The sequence below is a fragment of the Streptomyces sp. NPDC047028 genome (assembly GCF_040644095.1).
GTDB lineage: Bacteria > Actinomycetota > Actinomycetes > Streptomycetales > Streptomycetaceae > Streptomyces.
Window position 1 is genome coordinate 29,369 of the sequence record NZ_JBEYVS010000015.1, and the last position, 25,367, is coordinate 54,735.

Consider the following 25,367-nt stretch of genomic DNA (forward strand, 5'->3'; position numbering starts at 1 on the left):
ACCAAAGGGGAAGGATCGTCATGAACTCCCTGAGCCCCCTGTCCACCCTTGGCACCTCCTGCTGCCGGGAACACCATCTCCAATCGGATCGGCCGAACCCAAGGGCCGGACGATGGCCCAAAGTTGCACGGCAACAACTCCGCCCGGGCCCCCGACCCCTCGGATGCGCGGAATGAATTACTCCCGTTCCGAATTCGCCGAGCTGGACGACATCAGCGCCGCCGCTTATGGACACGCTGTTGAATTGGGCCGGTTCACGCGCGACGACATAGTCGAGCGTCTCGCGCTGTCACCCGCCGAGGTCGAGCACGCCGAGAAGGTGCTGACGCTGCTGCGGCTGCTGCAGCCGATGCCGGGCAGCCCCGAGGTGCTGGTGCCGGTGGCGCCGGACGTGGCCACCGCCGACCTGGTCAGCTCGGCCGAGACGCAGATCCGCGACCTCCAGCAGGCGGTCACGGACGTGCGCAGCCGGCTGATGTCGCTGACGCCCGTCTACTTTGAGGGGCGCCGGCTGCGCAACCGGCTGGAGGCGTTCGACGTCATCACCGACCCTACGACCGTGCAGTCGATGCTCGACCACCTCGGCACGCACTGCCGTCACGAGTGGGCGTCGGTGGCGCCGGGTGGCGCCCGCCCCGGCGATGTCCTGCAGGCGGCCCGCAGATCGGCCCTCGGCATGCGGGAGCGAGACATCGCGATGCGCGTCGTCTACCAGCACACCGCGCGCAGCGACCTCGCCACGCGCGCCTACGTGCGGGACGTGACGGCGGCGGGCGTGGAGGTGCGCACCGCGGACCAGGTCATCGACCGGATCCTCATCTACGACCGGGAGACCGTGTTCCTGCCGACTCACATGGCGGACGACGAGGACGGCGAGGGCGGTCTGGACGGCGGGGCGATCGTCGTGCGGGAGCCGACCCTGGTGGCGTTCGTGTGCAGCGTCTTCGAGCATCTGTGGGACGGCGCCACGCCGTTCGTGCCGGACACGTCGCGCGCGCCGACCATCGCCGACGACCTCAAGCAGTCGATCCTGCGCCTGATGGCGAAGGGCTACAAGGACGAGATGGTCGCGCGCCGCCTCGGCATGTCGGTGCGCACCTGCCGCCGGCACATCTCGGAGATCACCGAGGAGCTGGAGGCCACCAGCCGCTTCCAGGCGGGGTACAACGTGGCGCTGGCGCACATGCTGGAGCAGCGGCCGGGTCCCGAGCGGGATCTCGGCTGACGCCCGCGTCGACCGCATGACGTTCACTCCTCCCCCAGCGCCTCCTCGATGGAATCCACGCAGTCCGCGTCCAGCATGGTGGTGATGTCGGTGCCGCCCGGCGTCCCGAACCCGGCGTCGTAGACGGCCGCGCTCACGCAGTACCCGCTGGCCAGCGGGAAGGTCCTGAAGGCCCATTCGTCCCCGGTGCCCGCGCTGCCGTCGGGCCGCTGCACCCGGACCGGCTTGCCGTCGGGGCCGAAGCCGAACTCGGTGAACCGGAACTGCATGCCCTGCCCGATGGCCTTGCTGTAGGCCTCCTTCAGCGTCCACAGCCGGACCAGGGACGGGTTGCGCTGCTCCTCCGGGAGGGCGGCGAGGGTCACCATCTCGTACGGGGTGCACACGTGCCGGCCGAGTCCGCCGCCGTACATCTGCCGGTCGGCGCGTTCGGCGTCGACGCCGATCAGGCCGCGGGTGGTCAGGCCCACGAAGAGCAGGTCGTCGGTGTGGCTGAGGCTGATGTCGACCTGGTCGCAGCCGCGCAGGTACGGCCGTCCGGTCGGCCCGTACGCCAGCTCCAGGGCCTCGGGGTCGCCGCGCAGCACGGCGGCGGCGGCGGACTTCAGCAGCACCCGGGAGGCGGCGTAGCGGTCGCGGACGTCGGCGTGGGCGAGGCCGAGGTAGCGCGACCAGTCCCGGCCTAGGAGCCGGCGCAGCCCGTCGCCGGAGGGCAACCGGGGCTGCAAAACCGGCCGGTGGGCGTACAGGAGCGCGGTCCCGCAGCCGGTGAGGTCCTCCCTGACCCGGTCCCACGCGGCGTCGTCGACGCCCACCTCGACGGGTGCGCCGAGCGGCGGCCCGAGCGTGGAGTTGCCGGGGACCGTCATGCCTGTGCCTCCGCGGTGTGCTGTGGCTGTGCCTGCCGTACGACGACGGCGTGGATCTGGGCGAGCGTGCGGGCCTGGAGTATCTCGGCCAGGGGCAGCCGTCGGCCGGTCTCGTCCTCCATCAGCGCGACCATCCGGAGCAGGTGCAGCGAGTCCCACCGGGGCAGGTCCGTCAGACTGCGGTGGGCCTCGTCCCGGGTCGCGTCCAGGCCCAGTTCGTCGCCGATGGCCGCCAGGAACCCGTCGAGGGTGTCGACCGCGCTCATGAGTGCTTCCTCCTGTCGAGGCCGCCGGTCAGCGGCCCGGTGATCCGCACGTGCTCCGGCGGGGCGGGCAGCCGCCGCAGGTCGTGCCGGAACAGCAGCGTCCCGTCGTGCTCGCCCTCGGGTGCGAAGCCGAGCGACGGGTACAGCTCGCGGGCCCGCGCGTTCTTGGCGGTGGGCCGGAACGCGGCGCGGACCGCGTGCCGCCCGGTGTGCCGGGCGTGTGCCAGCAGGGTTGCCAGCAGGGCGTGTTCGATGCCCCGGGTAAGGACGCGGCAGCTGAGCCAGGCGTTGTCCAGGCGCAGGGTGTTCCCGTCCAGGGTGGCTAGGAGGGCGCCGGTCAGGCCGTTCCCGCCGAACCGGTCGGCGGTGCGCGCGGCCAGCAGCAGCCGGCCGGGGTCGGCGGTCAGACGGGCCGCGTCGGCGGGGGTGAGGCGCAGGCCGGTCAGGTTGAACTGGTTGGTGCGCTGGGTGAGTTGTGCGAGCCGTTCGTGTTCGTGGGGTTCCGGCGCGGACAGGTCGAGGGTGACGCCGAGGCCGCGCAGGAAGTCCTCGTGCGAGCCGGCCCCGGCGCGCAGGGCGGCGCGGGCCCCGGCCGCGCGGTAGTGGGCGGTGCGGGCCCGGTCCTCGTCGGTGACGGCGAGCGTGTCGAACCAGCCTTCGGCGAGGAGCCGTTCGACGTGCAGGGCGGGTTCGTCGTCCAGGGGTACGACGGCGGCGCCGAGCCCCGCTTGGCGCACCTCGGCGCGCTCGGCGGGCGAGTCGTCGGCGAACACCAGCGCGTCGGCGCCGATGCCGAGCGCGTCGGCGACGGCGGCCAGGTGTCCGCTCTTGGGTTCCCAGTCGGCGTGCACGGACGCGAAGTCGCCCTCCCGGAGCAGCAGATCCGGATGATCGCGCAGGACCGCCCCCACGGTGTCACGGTCGTTCTTGCTGCTGACGGCGAGCAGCACGCCCTGGGACGCCAGTTGACGCACCGCGCGCTGGAAGGCTCCGAAGGCCTCGCCGCGCAGTGTGCCGGCGGCGGCGATCCCGTCGGGACCGTCGTCGCCGAGCACGCCGTCCCACAGGGTGTGGTCCAGGTCCAGCACCAGGCACTTGCGGCCGCGGCCGGTCAACGCCCGTGCCAGGTGCGCGACTTCGCGGGCGCAGGCGTCGAGCAGCTCGGTGCCGAGGCGGGCTCCGGCGTACTGGGCGAGGCGGGTGTCGGCGACCGGTCCGCCGGCCGCGATCAGCGGCTCGAGGTCGATCACCACCAGGCCCGCCGTGCCGGCTCCGAGCCGCAGCAGCCGGGCGTTGAACTCCCGCCAGACCGCGCCCAGCCGGGCCCGGGAGCGGTGGTCGATGAGCTGGTGGGTGCGCTCGCGGGGCAGCGGCAGGGTCGTGAGCACCAGGGTGGGGGCGCCGGCCGCCGCGCGCTGCCGCACGACGGCCTCGATGCGGGCCGCGACCTGGGCGGCGGCCCGTTCGACGTCGTCGGGGCCCCAGACGGCGGGCACCTCGGCGAAGACGGTGGTGTCGTCCAGCAGGCAGAGCGTGAGGTCCGCGGCCACCCTCCGGAAGGACCCTTCGGGGTCCTCGGGGTCGGTGAGGTCGCGCAGCCAGCCGCCGTGGTCACCGACGACGGCGTGCAACAGCAGTCCGTGCCGGGCGAGTTCGCCGGTGAGCGGCTCGACGACGTCCGCGACCGTCGACTGCCCGGTGACCGCCACCGTCACCTGGGTGACGCCCACATGGCGGGCGAGGACGGCGTCCCGGTCGGCGCGGCCGAGCAGCCGCCCGGCGCGCCGGGCCCAGCCCGGCCGCGCCCCGGGGTCGTCGGCCAGCTCGGCGAGGAGGGGTACGACCTCGTCGTACGCCTCCTCCAGCCGGCCCTCGGCGGCCAGGTCCCGCAGCCGGCGCAGGGGCTCGCCGCGCGTGGCCGCGCGCTCCAGTACCGCCATCGTCTACACCTTCTCCAGGCCGAGCCCGGACTTGATCCACTTGCTGGACTCCACCGCGATGGCCAGCGCGCGGCCGCCGGTGGGCAGGTCGGGCAGCAGCCGGGTGAGCTGTTGCAGGACCAGGGCGTTGCCGGTGTTCCCGGTCTCGGCGACGCAGGACACCTCCTTGGCGCCGGGCACGTCGAGGTGCTCGGTGATGCGTTCGGTCATCCGTCCCGACAGCTGCGGCGGCAGCAGGAAGTCCAGGTCGTCCGGGGTCCATTCGAGCTGGTCGAGGAGTTCCCAGAGGATCTCGCGGGCCATGGTCGGCACGGACTCCTCGATGGCCTTGTAGTCCTCGACGACCATGGGGCGTTCGCTGTTCCGGTCGCTGATGCCGTACCAGTCCACGGTCTGCCCGGCCGGTCGGCCGAGACCTGTGAACCGGTTGAGCAGGCCCTTGATCTGGACGCGTTCGGCGACCGGTTCGGCGGTGAGGACGGCCGCGCCGGCTCCGTCGCCGAACAGCACGTAGTTGACGAGTTCCTCGGTGGGCATGCGGGCCACGTCCCGCCGGGCGTCGAGGTGGCGGTGGGTGACGTCGCCGCCGATGACCAGCCCGGCGCGGGCGCCGCCGCCGATCAGGGTGCGGCCCAGGTCGAGTGCCTGGACGGCACCCGAGCAGCCGGACTGGATCTGGAAGGCGGGCAGGTACATCAGGCCCAGCCGGTCGGCGACCTCGCTGGCGGTGGTGGGCAGCAGGGTGTCCGGGGTGGCGGTGGCGAGGAGCACGAACTCGATGTCGACCGGGTCCAGCCCGGCGGCCTCGATGGCGGCGCCGCCGGCCTGCGCGCACAGGTCGGCGAGGGTGTGCCGGACCTCGCCGGTGTGCAGGTCCCAGCCGAAGTGCCGGGTGCGGGTGCCCACGAAGATGTCGACCCACTCCTCGCTGACCCCGAGCACCCTGCCCAGGGTCGCGTTGTCGACGGGCGGGCCGGGCAGCGCGCTGCCGGTCGCCGCGAGATAGGCGGTGGCGCTCACGCGCGGGCTCCTTCCAGTTGAAAGCCGAACGATACGGCCTGGGGTGCGCGCGCAGCGCACAGCAGCGCGCGTGTTCCCGCGGCCCGGGCCCTGGCGCTCATGCCCCGACCCCCTCGGTGAGATGCCCGCCGAGGAACTGGGCGAGGGTGCCCACCGAACGGAGGGCGGGCAGCAGTTGCTGCACGGAGACCTCGCCGAGGTGCGGCAGCCGGGCCTCGATGCGGTCCTTCAGCTGCATGATCATCACGGAGTCGAAGCCGAGGTCCTCGTAGAAGCGGGCGGTGGCCACGACCTGTTCCAGCGGGTACGACCCCACCTCCGCGACGGCGTCGACGACGGCGGCCAGCACCGGATCACGGTCCCTGGACACCGGGTCGCTCGCCCGGGGCGCGGCGGACGCCGGCCGGGGCGGGGCGGCGGTGGGCCGGGGCCGCTCGGCCGGCTCGGCACCGGGCCGGGCCGGCGCCGTCCAGTAGCGGTGGGCGGTGGAGAAGGAGTAGCCGCGCAGCTTCTCGGGAGAGCCGGCGGTGCTGGTGGGGTCGTACAGCCGCTCCCAGTCGGGGTCGAGCCCGGCGCGGTAGAGCCGGGCGACCAGGTCGGCGAGGTCGGTGGCGCCGGCCTCCGGGCCCGGGGACGGGTGCAGGAACTCCACACCCGGGCCGAGTCCGGCGCGGCCGGCCAGCGGCAGCAGCTGCGGGCGCGGGCCGATCTCGATCAGATGGGTGGGCGCGCAGACGGTCTCCAGGTCGGCGAGCGCGTCCGCGAACAGCACCGGGGACTCTGCCTGGTCGGCCCAGTACGCGGCGTCCATGCGCTCGGCCGGGTCGAGGAGCCGGCCGTAGCGGGTGGAGAAGACGGGGATCTCGGGCGGCTTCGGCTCGGTGCCGGCGGCCGCCGAGCGGAGCCGGTCCAGGGCCGGGCGGATCAGCGGGGAGTGGAAGGCGAGCGGGGCCTGGAGGTCGCGGACGCGTATCTGCGCCTCGCGCAGGGTCTCAGCGATCCGGGCGAGGGCCTCGGCGGTGCCGGACAGCACGGTGTCGCGGGGGCCGTTGAGGGCGGCGAGGTGCGCGTCGGGCTCCTCGGCGAGCAATTGCCGTACGGCGTCGGGGCCGGCCTGCACGGAGAGCATGGCGCCGCCGGCGGGCAGGGCGTGCATGAGCCGGCCGCGGGTGGCGACCAGGTGCGCGGCCTCGTCCAGGGTGAGCACGCCGGCGGTGACGGCCGCCGCGAACTCGCCGACGCTGTGCCCGAGGACGGCGGCCGGCCGGATGCCGAGCGCGGTCAGGGTGGCGGCGAGGGCGTACTCGACGGCGAACAGCGCGGGCTGGGTGAGCTCCCCGGCCACGGCGTCCTCGTCCCCGGAACCGGCGGACAGGAGCCGGTCGCGTACCGAGGTGTCGGTGTACGGCCGCAGGGCCGCGTCGGCCGCGTCGAGGGCCTGCCGGTAGGTGTGGGAGTCCTGGTGGAGCGCGGCGGTCATGCCGGGGTACTGGGCGCCCTGTCCGGAGAACAGGAAGGCCACCGTGGGCAGACTCCAGGGGCGGTGCGCGACCTGTTCGGGCAGGCCGCCCCGGGCCGCCTCGCGCAGCGCCGCCGCCAGTTCCTCGGTGTCCCGGGCGGCTGTGGAGAAACGGTACGGCAGACCGGTCTTGACCCGGTTGCTCTGCCGGCACAGCGCGGCGGCGGAGGTGCGCGGGCGGCGGGCGACGGCTTCCGCCTGTTCGGTGAGGTTGCGGATCAGGGCGGCCGGGGTGTCGGCGGTGAGCGTGAACACGCCGGCGCCGGGCCCGGCCCGGCGGGCCGTCGTGCGCGGGGCCGGCCGGGGCGCGGAGCCGAGGACGGCGTGCGCGTTGGTGCCGCCCATGCCGAAGCTGGACAGCCCGGCCACGACCGGGGTCGGCGGCAGCCTGAGCGGCGACTTCAGCAGCCTGAGGCCCCGCTGCGAGAGCCGGAGTTGCGGGTTCTCGCGGTCGGCGAAGCGGCTGGCCGGCACGATCCGGTGGTGCAGCGCCAGGGCGACCTTGATCAGCCCGGCGATCCCGGCCGCGCCCTCCGTGTGCCCGAGGTTGCCCTTGACCGAGCCGATCGCCAGCGGCTCGTCGCGGCCCTCCGCGTGCAGGCTGCCCAGCGCGGCGCACTCGATGGTGTCGCCGAGCGCGGTGCCGGTGCCGTGCGCCTCGACGAACGCCACCTCGCGCGGCTCCACCCGGGCGCGTTTGCAGGCGGTGGCCACGACCTGCTCCTGCGACCAGCGGTTGGGCGCGGTGATGCCGTTGCTGCGGCCGTCCTGGTTGACGGCGGTGCCCCGGATCACGGCGTAGATCCGCTGCCCGTCGGCGACGGCGTCGGCGAGCCGGCGCAGCACGACCAGGCCGACGCCCTCGCTGCGCCCGATGCCGTCGGCGTGCAGGCTGAACGGCTTGCAGCGCCCGTCGGCCGCGGCGAGCCCCAGCTGGTGGTAGACCAGCCCGAGCGCGGGTGACATCACGAGGTTGACCCCGCCCGCGAGGACGGTGTCGCACTCCCCCGACAGCAGGGCGCCGACGCCGAGGTGCACGGCGACCAGCGAGGACGAGCAGGCGGTGTCGACGGCCATGCTGGGCCCGGTGAAGCCGAGCTGGTAGGAGATCCGGTTGGCGGTCATGCCGGCGCTGCTGCCGGCGCCGAGCTGGGGGGTGACCCTGTCGTAGTCACCGAGGTGCAGCCGGCCCCACTCGCCGCCCATGACGCCGACGTAGACGCCGGTGCCGCTGCCCGCGAGCGCCCCGGGGGCCACGCCGGAGTCCTCCACGGCCCGCCAGGCGCAGTGCAGCAGCAGCCGCTGCTGGGGGTCCATGGCGGCGGCCTCGCGGGGCGGCACGGAGAAGAACTCGTTGTCGAACACGTCGGCGCCGTCCAGGAATCCGCCGCGGTCCAGCCCGGCGCGGGCGGCGCCGTCGGCGGCCGGGAACGCGGCCGGATCCCAGCGTTCCGGGGGTACTTCACCGATCGCGTCGCCGCCGCGCAGCAGCACTTCCCAGTAGGCGTCGGTGTCCCGCGCGAGCGGGAAGGCGCAGTCGATCCCGACGATCGCGACGCCGTCGCCGTAAGCGGCCCCGTCCGTCATCGCCGCTCTTTGCCGGTCCGGACCGTCCGTCATCACTGCTCCCCGCTCGCGCCGGGCGCGGGCGCCTGGACGGCGAGGAAGGCGAGCAGGGCCTGCACGGTGGGGTGGTCCCACAGCAGGGTCGGCTCGACCAGCAGGCCGAACTCGTCCTCCAGGTCGCCGCACAGGCTCAGCGCGCACACCGAGTCCATGCCGTACTCGGCCAGCGGCACGGTCGGGTCGATGGTCTCCGCGTCCCGGCCCAGGTAGAGCGCGACCCGGTCGAGGAGCCAGCCGCGCGGCACGGCGGAGTCGGGGGTGTAGAGGGACTGCGGGTGGGTCGGTACGTTCATGGCCGAACGCCTTTCGCTGGGATTCGCCGGTCCGGGATGCCTTCTTGGGGCGCGCTCATCCCGGCAGCGGGGTGTCGTAGAGGTCGTAGGAGCGGCGGTCGCTGAAGCGCAGCTGCACCTCGTGGCGGACCCGCAGCTCGCACTCGGCCGGCAGGTCGGGTACCGGGGCGCCGAGGCGGCGGGCCAGGCGGTGCAGGGCGGCCGCCGCCCAGGCCGGGTCGGCGAGGAACGGGTCGGAGCCGTCCTGGTTGTGCCGCCACACGCCGAGCACCGCGGCGGCGGCGAGCAGATGGGCGTAGCGGTCCATGAGCGGGAACGGCGCGGCGCCGGGCTCGGGGCCGAGGGCGAGGACGCGGGCACGCAGGTCGCGGAACTCGTCGACGAGGGTCAGCGCCAGGTCGCGCAGGGCGCGTTCGACGGCGCCGGTCCCCGGGGTCTCGGCGGCCACCGCGAGCAGGGTGGCGCTCAGGCTGTCCCGCCCGCAGGCGAGCGCCAGCCGGTCCGGGTCGAACGGGGGCATTGGGTCGCGCGGCCGGAACAGGGCGGCGGGCGCCTCGTCCTCGACGAACCAGGAGCGGCGGGCCAGGCGCGGCAGCTGGGGGATGATCGTGCCCTGGCAGGCGACGGTCCCGGCGTGCCCGAGGGTGACCATGGGCACGTCCCGCAGGTGCTTCTGGAAGATGCCGAGGGTGCCCTCGCGGGTGTAGAGGCCGGCGCCGAGGACGATCGACAGGTCGTACATGGTCTCGGTCAGCACGCGCGGCAGCAGGTACTTCACGGCGGCCGAGTAGACGCTGGTCTGCTCCGGCAGGACGTGGATGGCCCGGGTGGCGACGGTGGCGAGGGCGTCGTAGAGCAGCAGGTTGACGAAGGCGCCGGTGATGGTGGCGGCGGTGCGCTGGGAGTCGGAGCCGCCGGTGGACCAGCCGCCGCCGCGGTGTTCGTGGTCGAAGGCGACGGCGGTGCGCAGGCTGGTGTCGACGGCGGCGAGCACCATCGAGGAGATGACGGTGCGGGTGATCTGGAAGGAGCGCTGCGCGATCGGTACGCCGTCGCCGACGGGCCCGAGCAGGGCGTCGGCGGGGACGGGGCAGTCGTCGAAGTCGACCCCGCCGAACACGCAGCCGCGCAGGCCCAGCGAGGTGTGCCGGCGCAGGAGTTCGGCCCGGCCCTCGGGGATCCGGGTGGGGTCGAGGAGGACGGCGGTGTGGCTGCGCCGGCCGGGTGCGGGGTCGGTGCGGGCGAACAGCACGAGCGCGTCCGCGCGGTCGAGGTTGTTGATGACGGGCTTGCGGCCGCTGAGCAGCAGCCCGCCGCCGGACGCGGGCCGGGCGGTGACCTGGCTGCGGACGTAGTCGTTGCTGTGGGCGGTCTCCAGCTGGGCGATGGCCGCGCGGGAGCCGTCCAGCAACTGGCGGGCGAGCGCGGCCTGCTGGTCCTCGGTGCCGGCCATCCACACGTCGGCGGCGGCCATGAAGGACATGGCGCCGTACCCCATACCGAGGCCCACGTCCCGCCGGAAGACCGGGCGCATGACGCGGACCAGGGTGTCCATGGAGGTGAGCCGGCCGCCGAGTTCGACGGGCACGTACTCGCGGTGCATGCCGGACCGGTCGAGGGCGTCCTCGCCGGGGACACTGCGCACGGCATCCCGGTCGGCGTCCAGCAGGGCCGCGTAGCCGCACGGGTTGGCCGGGTCGCCGGGGTCGCCGAGGAGGTCCTCCACGGCCGCGACCCGGCGCTGGACCTCGGCCTCGCGCACGGGCGCGGCGGTCAGGGTCACCATGCGCCACCGCCGGCGGTGGACTGCAGCAGCCCCTCTCCGAGCAGGACGTCCCCGGCGCGGGCGAGCGCGCGGACGGCCGGGTCGAACACCTCGTACTCGCCGTGCACCTCGCCGGCGAGGAACTCGCGGCGCATGAGGGTGCGCTGGACCTTGCCGCTGGTGGTGCGGCGGACGGTGCCGGGGCGGACGAGGAGCACGTTCCCGGCCGGCACGTGGAACTCCTTGCCGATCAGCTCCTGGATGCGCTGGGCGAGTTCGCGCAGCCGCGGTCCGTCGAGCTGCTCGCCCCGGACCTCCTGGACGAGGACGAGCTGTTCGCGGCCGGCCTCGACGGAGAACGCGGCACCGCTGCCCGCGGCGAGCGCGGGGTGCAGGGCCTTGACGGCGTACTCGACGTCCTGCGGGTAGACGTTCCGCCCGTTGAGGATGACGACTTCCTTCAGCCGCCCGGTGACGTACAGCTGTCCGTCGTCGAGGACGCCGAGGTCGCCGGTGCGCAGGAAGCCGTCCTCGCCGGTGTCCAGCACGCCCCGGAAGGTGGCCTCGGTCTCTTCGGGCTTGCCGTAGTACCCGGCGGCGACGCTGTCCCCGCGCAGCCAGATCTCCCCCACGGCGCCCTCGGGCAGTTCCCGGTAGCCGACGGGGTCGACGACGCGGACGTCGAAGTCGGTGACGCGGCCGCTGGAGACCAGGGTGCGCGACTCGCGGCCCGCTTCGGCGGGGGCGACGACGTCCCGGGCGAGGGCGGCCGCGTCGGCGTCCCGGCGCCGGTACGCCTCGCCGCGCACGCCGCCGGAGACGACGAGGGTGGCCTCGGCGAGCCCGTAGCACGGGTACATCGCCTCGGCGGCGAGGCCGGCGGCGGCGAAGCGGCGGGCGAACGCGTCAAGGGTGTCGGCGCGCACCGGCTCGGCCCCGTTGAGGGCGAGGCGCCAGCGGGACAGGTCCAGTCGGGCCAGCGCGGCGTCGGTGACCCGGCGCAGGGCGAGGTCGTAGCAGAAGTTGGGGCCGCCGCCGATGGTGACGCCGTACTCGTCGATGGCCTGCAGCCAGCGCACGGGACGCTTGATGAACGCGGTCGGCGACATCATCACCGAGGCGCTGCCCAGCCAGAGCGGGTGCAGCAGGTGCGCGATGAGCCCCATGTCGTGGTACAGCGGCAGCCAGCCGCCGAACCGGTCGGCGGAGGTGGTGTCCAGCACCCGTTGCAGGGCCGCCTGGTTGGCGAGCAGGTTGCGGTGGGTGACCATAACGCCGCGCGGCTCGGACACCGAGCCGGAGGTGTACTGGAGGAAGGCCAGGTCGTCCGGTCCGGTGGCGGGCGGCTCCCAGGCCTCGTCGGTGTCGGGCAGGGCGTCGCTCGCGACGCACACCACGTCGTCGGCGCAGCCCTCGGTCGCCAGCCACAGGGCGACGTCCGGCGCGCTGGCCCGGTCGGTGAGCACGACCTTCGCGCCGCAGTCCCGCAGCATCGCCGAGCTGCGCCCGAGGCGTCCCTTGGTGTTGCCCTCGGGCAGCGGTGCGGGCACGGCCACGGCTCCGCTGTAGAGGCAGCCGGTGAACGCCTTGAGGAACTCCAGGCTCCCCGGGTACATCAGCAGCACGGGCCGTCCGGTCATGCCGTGCGCGCGCAGGGCGCGGGCGATCCGTCGCCCGGCGCGGTCCAGTTCCCCGTAGGTCAGCCGCTCGGCGGCCGGTCCGGCCGTGGTGTCGCGGAGTTGGATGTGTACGTCATCGCCCGCGAACTCGGCGCACCGGGTCCGGACGAGGTCGGTGAAAGTGGCGAAGCGTGACAACTGCATCCCCCTCGCATGTCCCGCATGGTCGCGTAACCCATGTCGCCCTGGATCTTGCGACGGCCGCCTAAAGGGGCGCTTGCACGCACCAACCGGACAGCGCGCGCCGACCCGGCAGCGCACCGTCCGTCCGGGCATGCGGGGCTCGGCGGGTCCGCCGGTCCGGGGCCGGACGGGCCGCCGGGGGCCTCAGTCCGGCAGCCAGTTGCCGTGGAATCCGAACGGCACGCGAGCCGGCAGGTGCACCGTGGCCACGGGGCCGGCGGCGAGATCACCGGCGTCCAGCACGACGAGGTCGCTGCGGTCGGTGGCGGCGTCGTACACGTACGTCATCAGGTAGCCGGGGCCGCCGGGTGTGGCGTCGGCGGGGGCGAAGGCGGCCTCGCCGGGGGTGACGTCGGGTCCGAAGTCGTGAGTGGTGGCCGCGCCGGTGGCCAGGTCGTAGCGGACGAGGGTGTTGTCGCAGGTGACGTGGCCGTGGGCGGAGGCGAGACCGGTCAGCCGGTCGTCGACGCGGGGGAACTCGCCGGGCCGGTCGTCGACCTGCTCCTCGCGGACGGTGCCGCGCGCCGGGTCGATGGTCCACTTCCACAGCACCGCGTCCTTGGGCGGGGTGAGGCCCTGTTCGGTGCGCCGCCAGATCTCCTCGTACCGCATGACGTGGAGCACGATGCCGCCGTCGGGGGCGTCGAAGGCGTTCAGCGAGTGGAAGACGTAGCAGGGGTCGACGGGGAACCAGCGGACCTCGCCGTAGGGGTCGTCGCGGCGCAGGACGCCGAGCCGGGCGCCGTAGCCGTCGTCCCAGCAATAGGGCATGGCGCCGCCGGACATCGCGAGATCGAGGTCGAAGACGACGGGCAGGTCGAGGAAGACGACGTGCTCGGCGGTCAGGCAGAAGTCGTGCAGCATGGTCGCGCCCGGCACCTCGATCGGCCGGCTGACCACCAACTCGCCGTTCGCGTCGGCGCGGTGGTAGGTGAGGTGAGTGGGCTCCAGGACGCCGTAGCCGAAGAAGTGCAGTTGGCCGGTGGCCGGGCAGGTCTTGGGGTGGGCGGTCATGGCGGTGTGCAGCCGGCCGCCGAAGTCGTAGGCGCCCTTGGTGTCCAGCTCGGGGGTCAGTTCGTAGGGCAGGGCGGTCTCGACGAGGGCGAGGGTGTGGCCTGCGTGCCGGACGACGTGGGTGTTGGCCGGCCCCGCGGTGAGGTCGCGCCTCCCCTGGTCGTCGTACATCCGCGCGCCGTCGGTGAGGGTGCTGGTGCGCACCCACCGGTTGCGGTACGAGGCCGCGCGGCCGTCCTCGATCCTTAATCCGTGCACCATCCCGTCCCCGAAGAACCAGTGTCCGGAGGCGGCGTCGGCCGGGTTGGGCCCGTTGCGCACGTACCAGCCGTTCAGTTCGGGCGGGAGCGTGCCGGTCACCGGCAGGTCGTGGACGGTGAGTTCCTCGGTGACCGGGGCGTAGTTCCCGGCGAGGTGGCGGGGGGTGGGGGCGGTCACCGGGCCACCTGCCCGGCCCTGGCCTGGACGTAGGCGATGTAGCGGACGGTGAAGACCATCGGGACGACGAAGCCGGCGATCTGCACGACGGTCGCGGTGGAGGAGTGCGGGTGCCCGGCGTGCGCGACCAGGGCGAGGACGACGGCGGTGACAGCGAACGCCAGGGTCCATACGACGGTGATGACGACGTTGGTCCGGATGAACGGCTTCAGCCCCCACACCTCGCGCGGGGTGGTGCGCTTGGCGATGCCCAGGGTGAACGGCTTGCCGATGGCGAGCGAGACACCGGCGATGACGGCGAGGACGCCGGAGGAGAGGGCGGCGGAGTAGTCGTGGACGCCGGAGTGCGGGTCGGCGAAGGCGATGACGGTGAGGGCGGCGAAGAAGACCGCCGAACCGCACTCGATGATCAGCGCGTCGAACCCGGCTCCGGCCCGGCGCTGCTGGGCGATGATCGCGACGGCGACGAGCAGCGCGGCCAGGGCGCCCCACTGCCAGCTGCCCGAGGGGAACACGGCGAAGACGATCCACGGCAGGAACGTGCGCAGGTACGACATTGATCTCTCCCATTCCGGTGCGGGATTCCTCTCCCGACATGTCAAAACTAGAAGGTCCTCTAGCGACATGTCAAGAGTGGAATGTAGGGTGGAGGCATGAGCCTGAGACACGCACTCCTCGGCCTGCTCTCGGAGCGCCCCGCGAGCGGCTACGACCTGCTGAAACGCTTCGACACCTCGCTGGCGAACGTCTGGCCGGCGACCCAGAGCCAGATCTACACCGAGCTGACGAAACTGGCGGGCACCGGCCTGATCACGGTGGCCGCCGAGGGCCCGCGCGGCCGCAAGGAGTACGCCCTCACCGACGAGGGCCTCATCGAACTGCGGCACTGGCTGACCGAGACCAAGCCCCAGCGGACCACCCGCAGCGACGTGCTGCTGCGCGTGTTCTTCCTCGGCGTCCTCGAACCCGAACAGGGCCGCGCCTACCTCGCCGACCTGGCCGGGCAGTCCGCGGAGGCCCACGACGAACTGCGCGCCCTCGCCGACTCCATCGACTGGGACGACGACGACCTCTCGGTCCACGGCCGCATCGCCCTGGAGTACGGCCTGCGCTTCCACGAGATGCGCCGGGAGTGGGCGGCCTGGGCGGCGGGCCAGCTGAAGTAGGGCCTCGGGGCGCCGCGGGCGGCGGGCCCGTTCATGTCGCGCCGCAGGCGGGCCGGCTCATGTCGCGCCCCGGCCGTTCGGGAGGTCCTGTTCGACCCAGACCACCTTGCCCTCGGGGATGCGGCACGAACCCCAGCGCCGGCACAGCATGTTGATCAGCTGCAGGCCCCGGCCGCCCTCGTCGGACTCGGTGGCGTGCTGGATCTGCGGCAGGTCCGGGCCGCGGTCGGAGACCTCCAGCATCAGCCGGTCGTGCCGCAGCATGCGCAGTTCGCCGGGGGCGCCCCCGTGACGCAGCGCGTTGCCGATGAGTTCGCTGACGACCAGCTCGCTGACGTCCGACAGTTCCTCCAGCTCCCAGTGGCGGAGCTGTTCGGTGACCAGGCGGCGGGCGGTGCCGGCGGCGGTGCCGTCCGGGGGCAGCCGCCAGACCCGCATGTCGCCGCCGAGCGGCTCGGGCCGGCCCGCGGCGACCAGCAGCACGGACTCGTCGTAGCGGTTGCCGGTGTTCGGCACGGTCCGGGTCAGCCGGCAGCCGTCCAGGTCCTCGCCGGAGAGCCCGGCGGCAGCGGCCCGCAGCCCCTCCAGCTGTTCGTCGATGTCCTCCCCGCCGCGTCGGGTCTTCACCAGCCCGTCGCTGTAGAGGACGAGCCGTCCGCGGGCCGGGACGGTCAGGCAGGCCGCGTCGTACGGGATGACGCCGGCGCCCAGCGGGGCCCCGACCGGCACCGGCGCGTACTGTGCGCTGCCGGGCTCCGGGACCAGCAGGGGCGGCGGGTGGCCGGCGCTGGCCAGGGTGTAGGTGGTGGTCGCCGGGTCGTACACGGCGCACAGACAGGTAGCGACCTGGTCGTCCTCCAGGTCGCGGGCGGCCAGGTCGAGGCGGGCCAGCACCCGCTCGGGCGCGATGTCGAGGCTGAGCAGCGCACGGGCCACGGTCCGCAGGCGCCCCATGGTCGCGGCGGCGGGCAGCCCGTGCCCCATCACGTCGCCGACCACGAGAGCGGTGCGCCCGCCGGGCAGCGCCACCACGTCGAACCAGTCGCCGCCGACGCCGTGCGGATCGTCCGCCGGGGCGTAGCAGCCGGTGACGCGCAGGCCGGCGGTGCTGGGGATGGCGCGGGGCAGCAGGGTGCGCTGGAGTGACACGACGTGCTCGCGCTCGCGGCCGTAGAGGCGGGCGTTGTCCACGGAGACGGCGGCCTTGGAGGCGAGCTGGGTGGCGAGTTCCACGTCGGCACGGCCGAAGGGCGGGCTGGCCCCGCAGCGCAGGAAGTCGGCGATGCCGAGCAGCACGCCGCGGGCGACCAGGGGGACGGCCAGGTAGCTGTGCACGCCGGCCTTGCGCATCTGCTCGGCCGCGCTGGGCGTCGGGGCGACCCGCTCGAAGTCCGGGCGCCGCATACGGTTCACGACGGCCGCCCTGCGCTCGCTGACGCAGACGCTGTAGACCAGCTTGTTGTGCTCGAAGGTGGAGGGCTCGCCCACCGGATCGGGTTCCAGGTCGCACAGCTCGGCGACGCACGACACGGCCATCGCGCGCATGGCGGGCGCGGTGCCGGCGATGCCGTGCGCCCCGTCCTCGCCGAGCAGCACGGACTCCAGCAGGTCGACGGCGGCCGCGTCGGCCAGCCAGGGCACGCAGAAGTCGGTGACCTCCTGTGCGGTGCGCCGCAGGTCCAGCGTGGTGCCGATGCTGGTGGACGCCTCGTTCAGCCAGGCGAGCCGGGCGCGGGCGGTCCGCCGGGGGACGACCGGGGACACCACGCCGCGCAGCCGCCGGGGCAGGGTGCCCAGCACACGCCGGTCCATGGCACTCCGCAGCCGGTGGGACACCCCGCCGAGCGGCGCCACCGGCCCGCGCTCCTCAGCGCTCAAGCCCGTGTCCTTCCCACCTCGTCCTCCCCTCCTGGCCTCGACAGCACCCAGTGTGGCGTGCCGGGGGCCCACCCGCACGCCCGCGACGGGGGTATCGGGTGTCGGCGGGACGGGGCGGTGCGGCTGCACGCGCGGTCCGCTTGCTGCTGCCGTCGCGGTCGAGGCGGCCGTCGGGTTCAGCGGTGGAGGAGGCCGGGGGCGCCCGGGGCGGTGGTGGTCTGCAGGAGGCCGGTGGTGGAGGGGTGGGCGCGGAGGAGGTCGGTGACGGCTGACGCGGCGAGGGCGTGCCAAGTCGGGAGGCGGCGGAGCATGGCGTGGTCCCCGCCGCCGATCAGCACCATCCCGGCGCGGGCCCCGGCCGCGCGGGCCCGCCGTACGAAGTGGGCGGCGTCGCCGGAGCTGGTGACCCGGTCGGCGTCGCCGTGGAACACGAGCAGCCGCCGGCCGTCCAGCTGCGCGGCCGGTTCACCGGGCGGCAGCCAGGGGGCGAGGGCCAGCACCCCGCGCACGGCCGGGTGCCCGGCCACGGCGACCGCGGCCCGGCCGCCCATCGAGTGCCCGACCAGGACGACGGGCACCGGACCGTACCGGGCGTCCAGCTCGTCCAGGGCACGCCGGACGTCGTCGGCGGCGGCGCCGTCGTTCCAGCCGCGCTGCCGGTAGCGGACCTCGCCCAGCAGGACGTGGTGCAACGGCAGCCCGGTGGCCACCGCGCGCAGCACGGGCCGCATCCGCAGCGCGGCCAGGTGCCAGGGCCGGCAGACGGTGTCGTCCTGCGGCCTGCCCCCGTGCAGGGTGAGAACGGCGGCGCCGGGCCGTTCCGGCGCGTGCCGTACGACCAGTGCCGTCCCGCTGACCGATGTCCGCGTCGTCATCCGCCCCGCTCCCCGCTGCTCCGACCGTCCGCCGCCGTGCGGAACCCGTGGCCGCGCGCCGTCCGGCTCGGCCAGGCCCTTTGGCCCTACCCGGCGGGCCGTTCCGCGCGCGGTCGCTCATCCCGCCCGGCCGCGCGCCCGGCGGAAGCGTTCCAGCCCCTCCGCCAGGTCCACGACCGGCTCAGGGTAATCCAGGGCGGCCCGCGCCGGACCGGTCAGTTTCCAGGGTTCGTGCACGGCCCTGCCGTCCACGCCGTCGAGTTCGGGCACCCAGCGGCGCACGTACCGGCCCTCGGGGTCGTACCGCTTGCCCTGGGTGACGGGGTTGAGGACCCGGTTGGGGCGGGTGTCGGTGCCGGTGCCGGCCACCCACTGCCAGTTGAGCTGGTTGTTGGCCACGTCCCCGTCGACCAGCCAGTACAGGAAGTGCGCGGCGCCGATCCGCCAGTCGACGTAGAGGGTCTTGGCGAGGAAGCTCGCGGTGAGCAGCCGGGCACGGTTGTGCATCCAGCCCTCGTGGCGCAGCTGCCGCATCGCCGCGTCGATCACCGGGTATCCGGTACGGCCCTCCCGCCAGGCCTTGATGTCGGCCCGGGCGGTGCGTTCCGTGCGCCAGTGGTCGTGCCGGGTGCGGTAGTCGGCGTGGGCGGTCGCGGGGCGGGCGGCGAGGACCTGGCGGTGGAAGTCCCGCCAGGCGAGCTGCCGTTCGAAGGCCGCCGCGCCCGGCCCGCCGTGGCTCCGTGCGCGGTGCACCAGCTCCACCGGGGACAGGGTGCCGAAGTGCAGGTGCGCGGAGAGCCGGGAGGTGGTGTCGCCGGCCATGTCGTCGCGCGTGTCGTCGTAGGCCTCCAGGCCGCGGCGCCAGTACCCGGTCACCCGCTTGCGCCCCTCGCGCTCGCCGCCGGCCGGCAGCGCGGGCGAGACGCCGGTGACGTCGGCCCGGCCGGGCAGCTCTTCGCCCGTCACATCCTCGGGCACGGGCACCCGGCGGGGTGCGGCGACGGCCGCTCGCAGGGGCTGCCGCGCCCACTTGCGGTGGTACGGCGTGAAGACCGCGAAGTGGTCGGAGCCGGCCGGGGTCACCTCGCCCGGGGGTACGGCCACGGTGACGGCGTCGTACACGTGCAGGCGAGCGCCGTCCGCCTCCAGCGCGCGGCGCAGCCGGTCCTCGCGGCGGGCGGCGAAGCCGCTGTGCCCGGCGCTCACGTGCACCTCCCCGGCGCCGGCCTCCGCCGCCACCCGGCAGACCTCCTCGACCGTGTCGCCCGTGCGCACGACGAGCCGGCCGCCGCGTTCGCGCAGCGAGGCGTCGAGGTCGGTGAGGCAGTCGGCGAGGAACGCGCTCCGGTTGGGCGCGGCGAAGCCGGCCCCCGCCACGGCGGGGTCCCGGACGAACAGCGGGACGACCGCGTCGGCGCGGGCCAGGGCGGCGCGCAGCGGCGGATGGTCGTGCAGCCGCAGGTCGGAGGTGAACAGGACGACGGAGACGCTCATGACCCCACCTTCTCGCTCCTGTCCCGCGGAACCCGGCATTGTCCGGCCGTCCGGCCGTATCCCGGGACCCTCGGCGGGTCGCGGGGGCGGCCAGAAGGCGTTCGCGGCCGTGTACGACGCGGTCGCCGCACCGGTCCACGGCGTGGTGCGCGCGGTGCTGCGGGACCGGGCGCAGTCGGAGGAGGTGACGCAGGAGGTGCTGGTGGAGGTGTGGCGCACGGCCGCGAACCACCGGCCCGACCGGGGCAGCGCGATCAACTGGACCCTCGACTCGGCCTAGGTGGTCTGCGGCAACGTGAAGACGGCCAACGCCACCGTCTACATCATCGACTCGGTCCCGATGCCGAAGAACTGACACCGGGTCCGAGCCGGCCGACGGCCCCCGGGGAGGGTGACCCCGGAGGCCGTGCCGTGCCGCCGGGCCGCTGGATCGACTCCGCCCGCGCTCACGCGGCCGCGCAGGCTCCGAGGTCCTCCCAGACGCCCCACTCGCCGGTGGTGCCGGGCTTGTCGCCGGTCACCCACCACTTGGCGCGCCAGTTGTGGTCGTCGTAGGAGACGGTCTCGCCGCCGGTGTAGACGGCCGTCTCGCTCCAGGCGGGCGCGGTGCAGGTGCCGGGATCGCCGCCGGTGCCGCCTCCGTCGCCGCCGCCCCCGGTGCCGCCGATGTTGACGTCGACGCAGGAGTAGAAGGCGTTGGCGGTGTCCGCGATGTTCCAGACGGCGAGGACCTTCTGACGGCCGGTGAAGCCGCCGAAGTCGACCTGCTGGCTGAGGTCGGCGGGCGGCTGCTGGCCGTGGCCGTCGAACTCGGCGATCTTCTGGCCGCCGATGAAGTACTGCCAGTTGAGGGTGGCGTGCCGGGCCGTGTTGTGCCAGGTGAACGTGGCGGTCGTACCGACCGGGGTGACCTGCCAGCCCTTGCTGTCGTCGTCGAGTTCGGCGAATTCCGAGTGACCGCCGCTGCAGCTGTGCAGCCCCTTGGGGCCCTCGACGCTCTGCGGCTCGTACTTGATCTCGCCGCACTGGACGACGCCCTCGGCGCACTGCTCCTGACGGCTCGTGGGGAGGGTCACCCAGCCGTGGGCGCTGGCGGAGCTCGCCGGCAGGCTCACCGCGAGCAGGGGGGCGACCAGCGCGCCGATGGCGACAGCCGCCCGTCTCTTCGTGTTCATGCCGTGCCACTTCCTTCACAGGGATAGGTCTAGACCTGAAACACACTAGGTCCAGACCATAGCCCTGAATCCCTTCCGGTCAAGGGGCTGAACATGCCGAACTACCAAACCGCAGGCCACAGTTGACAGCCGCACGATGCCCGGAATTCGTCACGCTATTGGTCTAGACAAAGTCCGTCGCGGTGGTTCAATGTTCGACCGCACCGGTCTGGCACCCAGCCGGAGCCACCACCCGGCCGCCGTCCCGGCACCACCGTGCACCGACCCCGACCGGGCCGGTGCGCCCGCAGCCGCGGCTCAGCACCGCCACATCGCCCCCACCGCGTCGCAGCGCCCACGAGGCCGCTGCGCGAGAGAGGATCGACCGATGGAAGCGCTCGAACGAAGCAGAGAACCCGTCATCGGGCTGTTCCGTGTCGTCGTTGGGCTGCTGTTCGCCTGCCACGGGGCCGCCGCCCTGTTCGGCGTGCTGGGCGGCCCGCACGGCGCCGAGCCCGCGTTCGCCGCCTGGCCCGACTGGTGGGCCGCGGTCATCCAGCTGCTCGGCGGCGCCCTGGTCCTGTGCGGCCTCGGAACCCGCGCGGCAGCCCTCCTGTGCTCCGGCTCCATGGCGTACGCCTACTTCGACGTGCACCAGCGGCACGCGGTCATGCCCATCCAGAACGGCGGCGAGGCAGCGGTGATGTTCTGCTGGTCCTTCCTGCTCATCGCCGCCCTCGGCCCCGGCCGCTGGACCCTGGCCTCCCTCCTCCCCTCCCCCCGGCGCACGGCCCGCGTCCCGGCCGCGGCAGCAACAGCGGCAGCGGCGCCCACGGACCCGTCGGTGTCCGTGCGGGCGGACACCTGAGAGTCGCGCCGGCGACGGCCGGGCGGACGACGGTGCAGGACACCGCCGCCCGCCCGGCTCCTCCGCCGCCGCCTGCTCCCGCCCCTCGGGTTACCGGCCCGCCGCGAAGTTCTGCAGGCCGGTCCGGACGTCGTCCAGATTCATGACGGGCTGGAACTCGATCCGGGCGTTCAGTTCCTGGAAGAACGGTTCGGCGACGGAGGGAATGTCCGAGGCGTTCTCCATGTCGAAGACGACGTACGCCGTCCGCATGCCGTCCTTGGCGCCGAAGTGGGCCGCCTCGGGCCGGATCCGCTCGAACACCGACTCCATGACGGCCGCCAGTCTGCCTTCCGTGATCGCCTTGTTCGTCAGCTGGGTGTCCAGCTCGACGGTCATGAGGACGCGCATGCTTCCTGCCCTTCCGAACGGCCGCTCCGTGGGCGCCGGTGCGCGAGGCAGACCGGTCGCCCTGTTACGGCAACTGTTCACCGCCGGACCGGACGGCGCCCTGCCGGTTAGGCCGTTTGCATCCTCCGCCCGGCTCAGGTCAGGGCCCCGTCCTCCCTCACGACAGTCCGTCGTCGAGCGCGGTCATCAGCGTGCCGTTCGGGGTGTCGCCGGACATCTCCCAGACGAAGCCGCCCAGGAGGCCCTTGGTCATGATCCAGGCGGTCTTCTTCCCGATCGACCAGGCGTCGTCGAAGGTCCACCACTGGCCGCCGGGGCCGGTGCAGCCGAAGGTCGACACCGACTGCTCGTCGTGGTGGACGGTCATGGACGGGAAGCTGGTGATCAGGTTGTCGTAGCCGCGGGTCCCGGCCTCGGTGTCGAACTGGCCGGGTGCGGCGCCGTTCGCGTCCTGCCATTCGCCTGCCGCCCTTGCGGGTGCCGGTCGTTCGCCGCTCTGGAAAATGGCATACAGGGACTCATGGGCTAAGCAGTTCGCACTGCTTGATGACCAGCACCGTTCCGTCCTCGCTGAAAACCCGAACTTCTCCCTTGACGGTGACGGGGACACTCAGGGGGACGCTTCGCACAAGCCGAAATGACTCTTTGATGCGGTGGTCAAACGGAAACACGAAGATGGCGAGGTGGGGGCCTCCGGGGACATCTGACACGTCCACCACCGGCGTGCGATATTGGCTTTCGCCCGTTCGGATTGAGATTCCCTCAAGGGTGAGGAATTTCCCATAGTAGGCACGCTCAGCGGCAGCGCGATCTGCGGTGAATTCGTTGTGGAGGTCTCGAATCTTCATTGATTACAGCCTTCTCTGATGTGATTGTCCTCGACCGGTACTCCGTGCTGTCGAGCCGGCGGAGCCCGGCGGCGCGACCGGCGAGGACGTCGATGGCCGGACTGATCACCTCGCCACCGGGCAGCCGGCCGTCGGCGCAGCCGGGCGGCCAGTCGAGTCGCTCGGGGCAGTGGCAAAGAGCAGACCCTTAGCCTGCAGAGGATTCGAAGTCGCGTATAATTGACTTGATTTGACGCTGTGTTACGGGCGTCCTGAGAGCCACCCTCCACCATGGGCGAATCCGACTGTTCGGGCCAATACTTCCCTGACTGGCCATCATCACCCCTTTCCGGCCGGGGTCGCAGCGCTGCGGCACACGCCACCACACGGATCCAGCGATGTCCCAGCGCCCGAGCGTCAGCGCTGAGTACCAGACGCCGAGGTCGCTCATCCGGAAGTGGTGGCAAGTTCAAAGTTCCCCACCAGCGGCCTCGATACCCTCCATCACATCGTGATCCTACGGCCAAACCACTCTTTATGACACGCAAGTTAGTAGTCTCCAGCTCCCTGCCGATGCTCTGCGCCGGCGTGCGGGCGCACAGGGTCACTTCCCGATGGTGTCGAGTTCGGCGATCGCCTCGTCGGGCAGTTCCAGGTCAGCCGCGGCGATGTTCTCCCGCAGGTGAGCCACGGAGGAGGTGCCGGGGATCAGCACCATCAACGGCGAGCGCTGCAGCAGCCAGGCGAGCGCCACCTGCTGCTCGGAGGCGCCGAGGCGGCTCGCGACGCTGCGCAGGGTTCGTGACCGCAGTGGGTGGAAGCCGCCGCCAAGGGGGAAGAACGCGGCGTAGGCGATGTTCTCTTCGGCACAGCGATCGACGAGGTCGTCGTCGGCGCGGTCGACCAGGTTGTACCGGTTCTGCACGGTGACCACGGGTGCGATGGCCTGGGCCTGGGTGAGCTGGGCGTCGGTGATCCCGCTGAGGCCGAGATGACGGATCAGGCCCTGCTCACGCAGGCCGGCCAAAGTGCCGAACGCCTCGGCGACGGAGGACCCGTCACCCTCGAATGCTGCCGTGCGCAAGTTGACCACGTCCAGGGCCTCCAGACCGAGGTGCTGGAGATTCTCGTGGACCTGGGCCTTGAGGTCGGCGGGGGCCAGGGAGGTGATCCAGCCGCCGGTGGCACTGCGGCGGACGCCGACCTTGGTGACGATGTGCAGTCCGTCCGGGTAGGGGTGCAGGGCCTCCTTGATCAGTTCATTGACGACAGCCGGCCCGTAGAAGTCGCTGGTGTCGATGTGGGTGACGCCGAGCTCGACCGCTGCGCGCAGCACGGCGATCGCCTGAGTGCGATCCTTGGGCGGTCCGAAGACACCGGCACCGGTCAGCTGCATTGCGCCGTATCCCATCCGAGTGATGCTCAGGTCGTTGGCGAGGGTCAGCGTGTGCGGGGCGGGGATACTCATCGGTGAGCCTCTCGGGTCTGTTGCGGAATCGTCGCGGATCGCTCGGCGCATCGATTGGGCAAGTTTCCATATGCGCGGCCGAGGCAGAGACGCGGTCGGGTGGTCGGGAGCCCGAGCCCCTGACCACCCGACTGGTAGAACCCGCGCGAGCCTTGATCATTCGTGAACTCTTCGAATTTTTCACACAATAATCAAGTCATTGACTCCGGGGTCGAGCCTCAGCCCCTCGTTCCTGCACGTCACCGCCGCGCCCGAACCTCCTGAAACATCAGGGAGATATTAGTACACCGACGGCTCATGCGACGGATGCTTCCGGATTGCCTTCGACCGTCGCCTTGGCGATGTCACCCTGCGGGGAAGTTCGGACCGTCGCAAAGTTGAACGCCTTGTCGCGAATGGTGATCGTCCACGAGAGTCCAGACCTCTCACCCACGGTAAGTCCCAACACAATGAGCGGCATATGCCACTCGTACTTCACGAGCATGCCTTGGTCCGCATGGGCATCCGAACCGTCGTGCGCCGACACATTGCCGTAGTTATTGACGGCAAAGACGTCGGGCGTGGCGATCATTTTCCGGATTCTCGCCTGACCGGCCTCAATGAAGTCTTCTCGTCGCTCGACGCGAGAAAGTGCGTCTATCTGCCGCTGCTCCTCGGCGCGATAGTAGTCACGGATCTGGATTCCCGTGCTTTGCGCGATTACGCTGCGCGGCACCGTCAGAAACCGAAGCGTGTTGCCGAGGGGCAGCTTCGGCGAATAAAGACTGTTCTTGAGGACGAACATGTTTGCGCTGTCGCGGTCAAGGAAGTCCGTCCTCATTTTTTCCATGAAGGGGCCGATCTTGACAGGCGAGGCAGAGCCTTCGGCGAACGCGACGGGGAGTTCCTTGGTCGCACCGGAGGGCGAAGTCTCGGCCGGCGGCAAAAACGTCGCCAGCTCGTCGGGCCGGATGCCCAGCTCTGCGAGGCCTTGGGCGATCTGGAAGCCGTCCTGCCGAGTCTTCAGGGTCTTCATCAAGGCCTGGTGGAATCGGAAAACCTTGTACCCGTCCTGCAGCGGAAACGGAATACACGTAAAGATGCCCTGCAGGTGCGGGTCGGAGCGATAAGTGACGGAGGCAAGCAGAAAGCTGTCGTAGTAGCTTTCATACCTTTCCGCGAGGAGCCCTTGGAATGACGAGAGGGGAAAATCTTCCGGAGTATCGAAGGTCAGCTCCACCAGGTGACACTTTGAGAAGAGCGGATTTCCCCGGAAGAAGTACTTCATGGCCCCCTCAAACTCGGTAAGATCGAAGGTCCTGTCAACCTTGTACGTTGAGAGCGACGGAAAGAACTGTGACGCATCTATGAACGGGAACGTGGTAAGGGAGAGCCGAAGGATTTTGTCGGCGATGGAGATGGGCATTTGGT

General features: G+C 72.4%; 21 protein-coding genes and 3 pseudogenes. 5 read left to right on the forward strand and 19 right to left on the reverse strand.

All coding sequences use genetic code 11. The annotated features are described in order from the left end of the window. The first annotated feature begins 172 nt into the window (after positions 1-172). Positions 173-1,225: a helix-turn-helix transcriptional regulator gene (locus tag ABZ854_RS15650; protein WP_361210127.1), complete on the forward strand. Its 1,053-nt coding sequence runs from the start codon at positions 173-175 to the stop codon at positions 1,223-1,225. A gap of 23 nt (positions 1,226-1,248) precedes the next feature. Here ABZ854_RS15650 and ABZ854_RS15655 read toward each other — a convergent pair whose 3' ends face one another. From ABZ854_RS15655 to ABZ854_RS15700, 10 genes are all read right to left on the reverse strand, one after another. Next, positions 1,249-2,094, reverse strand: coding sequence for a 4'-phosphopantetheinyl transferase superfamily protein (locus ABZ854_RS15655; RefSeq protein WP_361210130.1), 846 nt, complete (start codon positions 2,092-2,094; stop codon positions 1,249-1,251). Next, positions 2,091-2,360: an acyl carrier protein gene (locus ABZ854_RS15660; protein WP_361210133.1), complete on the reverse strand. Its 270-nt coding sequence runs from the start codon at positions 2,358-2,360 to the stop codon at positions 2,091-2,093. The genes ABZ854_RS15655 and ABZ854_RS15660 overlap by 4 nt, the downstream gene beginning before the upstream one ends. Further along, positions 2,357-4,300 carry an HAD-IIIC family phosphatase gene (locus tag ABZ854_RS15665; RefSeq protein WP_361210136.1) on the reverse strand — a complete coding sequence of 648 codons (1,944 nt, stop codon included), beginning with the start codon at positions 4,298-4,300 and terminating at the stop codon, positions 2,357-2,359. The genes ABZ854_RS15660 and ABZ854_RS15665 overlap by 4 nt, the downstream gene beginning before the upstream one ends. Positions 4,301-4,303: 3 nt before the next feature. Further along, positions 4,304-5,320, reverse strand: coding sequence for a 3-oxoacyl-ACP synthase III family protein (locus ABZ854_RS15670; RefSeq protein ID WP_206739216.1), 1,017 nt, complete (start codon positions 5,318-5,320; stop codon positions 4,304-4,306). 97 nt (positions 5,321-5,417) lie between these two features. Beyond that, a complete protein-coding gene (locus ABZ854_RS15675) occupies positions 5,418-8,459 on the reverse strand; it encodes a beta-ketoacyl synthase N-terminal-like domain-containing protein (RefSeq protein ID WP_361210139.1) in 3,042 nt (1,013 codons plus the stop codon). Further along, positions 8,459-8,758, reverse strand: a complete 300-nt coding sequence (locus tag ABZ854_RS15680; protein WP_361210142.1) for an acyl carrier protein — start codon at positions 8,756-8,758, stop codon at positions 8,459-8,461. Before ABZ854_RS15680 ends, ABZ854_RS15675 begins: the two co-directional genes overlap by 1 nt. A 55-nt stretch (positions 8,759-8,813) precedes the next feature. Next, a complete protein-coding gene (locus tag ABZ854_RS15685; protein WP_361210145.1) occupies positions 8,814-10,544 on the reverse strand; it encodes an acyl-CoA dehydrogenase family protein in 1,731 nt (576 codons plus the stop codon). Further along, the gene (locus ABZ854_RS15690) at positions 10,538-12,346 is read right to left on the reverse strand and encodes a fatty acyl-AMP ligase (protein WP_361210148.1); all 1,809 of its coding nucleotides are present in this window, start codon (positions 12,344-12,346) and stop codon (positions 10,538-10,540) included. The genes ABZ854_RS15685 and ABZ854_RS15690 overlap by 7 nt, the downstream gene beginning before the upstream one ends. Before the next feature lie 183 nt (positions 12,347-12,529). Then, positions 12,530-13,837 (reverse strand): carotenoid oxygenase family protein, encoded by a 1,308-nt coding sequence (locus ABZ854_RS15695; protein WP_361210151.1) that lies wholly within the window; start codon positions 13,835-13,837, stop codon positions 12,530-12,532. Then, the gene (locus ABZ854_RS15700; RefSeq protein ID WP_361210154.1) at positions 13,834-14,394 is read right to left on the reverse strand and encodes a hypothetical protein; all 561 of its coding nucleotides are present in this window, start codon (positions 14,392-14,394) and stop codon (positions 13,834-13,836) included. The genes ABZ854_RS15695 and ABZ854_RS15700 overlap by 4 nt, the downstream gene beginning before the upstream one ends. A 96-nt stretch (positions 14,395-14,490) precedes the next feature. Here ABZ854_RS15700 and ABZ854_RS15705 point away from each other — a divergent pair, with 96 nt between their 5' ends. Beyond that, positions 14,491-15,003, forward strand: coding sequence for a PadR family transcriptional regulator (locus tag ABZ854_RS15705; RefSeq protein ID WP_361210156.1), 513 nt, complete (start codon positions 14,491-14,493; stop codon positions 15,001-15,003). Between the two features lie 57 nt (positions 15,004-15,060). On the opposite strand, the gene ABZ854_RS15710 is transcribed toward ABZ854_RS15705, so the two are convergent. The 3 genes from ABZ854_RS15710 to ABZ854_RS15720 form a co-directional block, all read right to left on the reverse strand. After that, on the reverse strand, positions 15,061-16,815 hold the full coding sequence (locus ABZ854_RS15710) for a SpoIIE family protein phosphatase (RefSeq protein WP_361210402.1): 1,755 nt from the start codon (positions 16,813-16,815) through the stop codon (positions 15,061-15,063). 242 nt (positions 16,816-17,057) lie between these two features. Next, a complete protein-coding gene (locus ABZ854_RS15715) occupies positions 17,058-17,756 on the reverse strand; it encodes an alpha/beta fold hydrolase (RefSeq protein WP_361210159.1) in 699 nt (232 codons plus the stop codon). Between the two features lie 117 nt (positions 17,757-17,873). Beyond that, positions 17,874-19,250 carry a deoxyribodipyrimidine photo-lyase gene (locus ABZ854_RS15720; RefSeq protein ID WP_361210162.1) on the reverse strand — a complete coding sequence of 459 codons (1,377 nt, stop codon included), beginning with the start codon at positions 19,248-19,250 and terminating at the stop codon, positions 17,874-17,876. Between ABZ854_RS15720 and ABZ854_RS15725 the strand changes: the two are divergent. Both ABZ854_RS15725 and ABZ854_RS15730 read left to right on the forward strand, forming a co-directional pair. Next, a pseudogene (locus tag ABZ854_RS15725) lies at positions 19,249-19,518 on the forward strand (sigma factor); the annotation flags it as partial. The gene ABZ854_RS15720 and the pseudogene ABZ854_RS15725 sit on opposite strands and share 2 nt — an antisense overlap. After that, positions 19,495-19,605: pseudogene (locus tag ABZ854_RS15730) on the forward strand (fasciclin domain-containing protein); the annotation flags it as partial. The pseudogenes ABZ854_RS15725 and ABZ854_RS15730, both read left to right, overlap by 24 nt. A 91-nt stretch (positions 19,606-19,696) precedes the next feature. Here the strand turns inward: ABZ854_RS15730 and ABZ854_RS15735 are convergent. Further along, a complete protein-coding gene (locus ABZ854_RS15735; protein ID WP_361210165.1) occupies positions 19,697-20,425 on the reverse strand; it encodes a lytic polysaccharide monooxygenase in 729 nt (242 codons plus the stop codon). A gap of 367 nt (positions 20,426-20,792) precedes the next feature. Here ABZ854_RS15735 and ABZ854_RS15740 point away from each other — a divergent pair, with 367 nt between their 5' ends. Beyond that, positions 20,793-21,272, forward strand: coding sequence for a DoxX family protein (locus ABZ854_RS15740; protein ID WP_361210168.1), 480 nt, complete (start codon positions 20,793-20,795; stop codon positions 21,270-21,272). 90 nt (positions 21,273-21,362) lie between these two features. Here ABZ854_RS15740 and ABZ854_RS15745 read toward each other — a convergent pair whose 3' ends face one another. The 5 genes and pseudogenes from ABZ854_RS15745 to ABZ854_RS15765 all read right to left on the reverse strand — a co-directional run bounded on the left by ABZ854_RS15745 (position 21,363) and on the right by ABZ854_RS15765 (position 25,362). After that, positions 21,363-21,662 (reverse strand): hypothetical protein, encoded by a 300-nt coding sequence (locus ABZ854_RS15745; RefSeq protein WP_361210170.1) that lies wholly within the window; start codon positions 21,660-21,662, stop codon positions 21,363-21,365. Between the two features lie 157 nt (positions 21,663-21,819). Then, positions 21,820-22,131, reverse strand: a pseudogene (locus ABZ854_RS15750) (glycosyl hydrolase family 18 protein); the annotation flags it as partial. 49 nt (positions 22,132-22,180) lie between these two features. Beyond that, entirely contained in the window at positions 22,181-22,510 is a 330-nt protein-coding gene (locus ABZ854_RS15755; RefSeq protein WP_361210173.1) for a hypothetical protein, read from the reverse strand. Positions 22,511-23,093: 583 nt separating this feature from the next. Next, positions 23,094-23,957 (reverse strand): oxidoreductase, encoded by an 864-nt coding sequence (locus ABZ854_RS15760; RefSeq protein ID WP_361210176.1) that lies wholly within the window; start codon positions 23,955-23,957, stop codon positions 23,094-23,096. Between the two features lie 295 nt (positions 23,958-24,252). Continuing rightward, positions 24,253-25,362 (reverse strand): hypothetical protein, encoded by a 1,110-nt coding sequence (locus ABZ854_RS15765; protein ID WP_361210179.1) that lies wholly within the window; start codon positions 25,360-25,362, stop codon positions 24,253-24,255. Positions 25,363-25,367 lie beyond the last annotated feature (5 nt).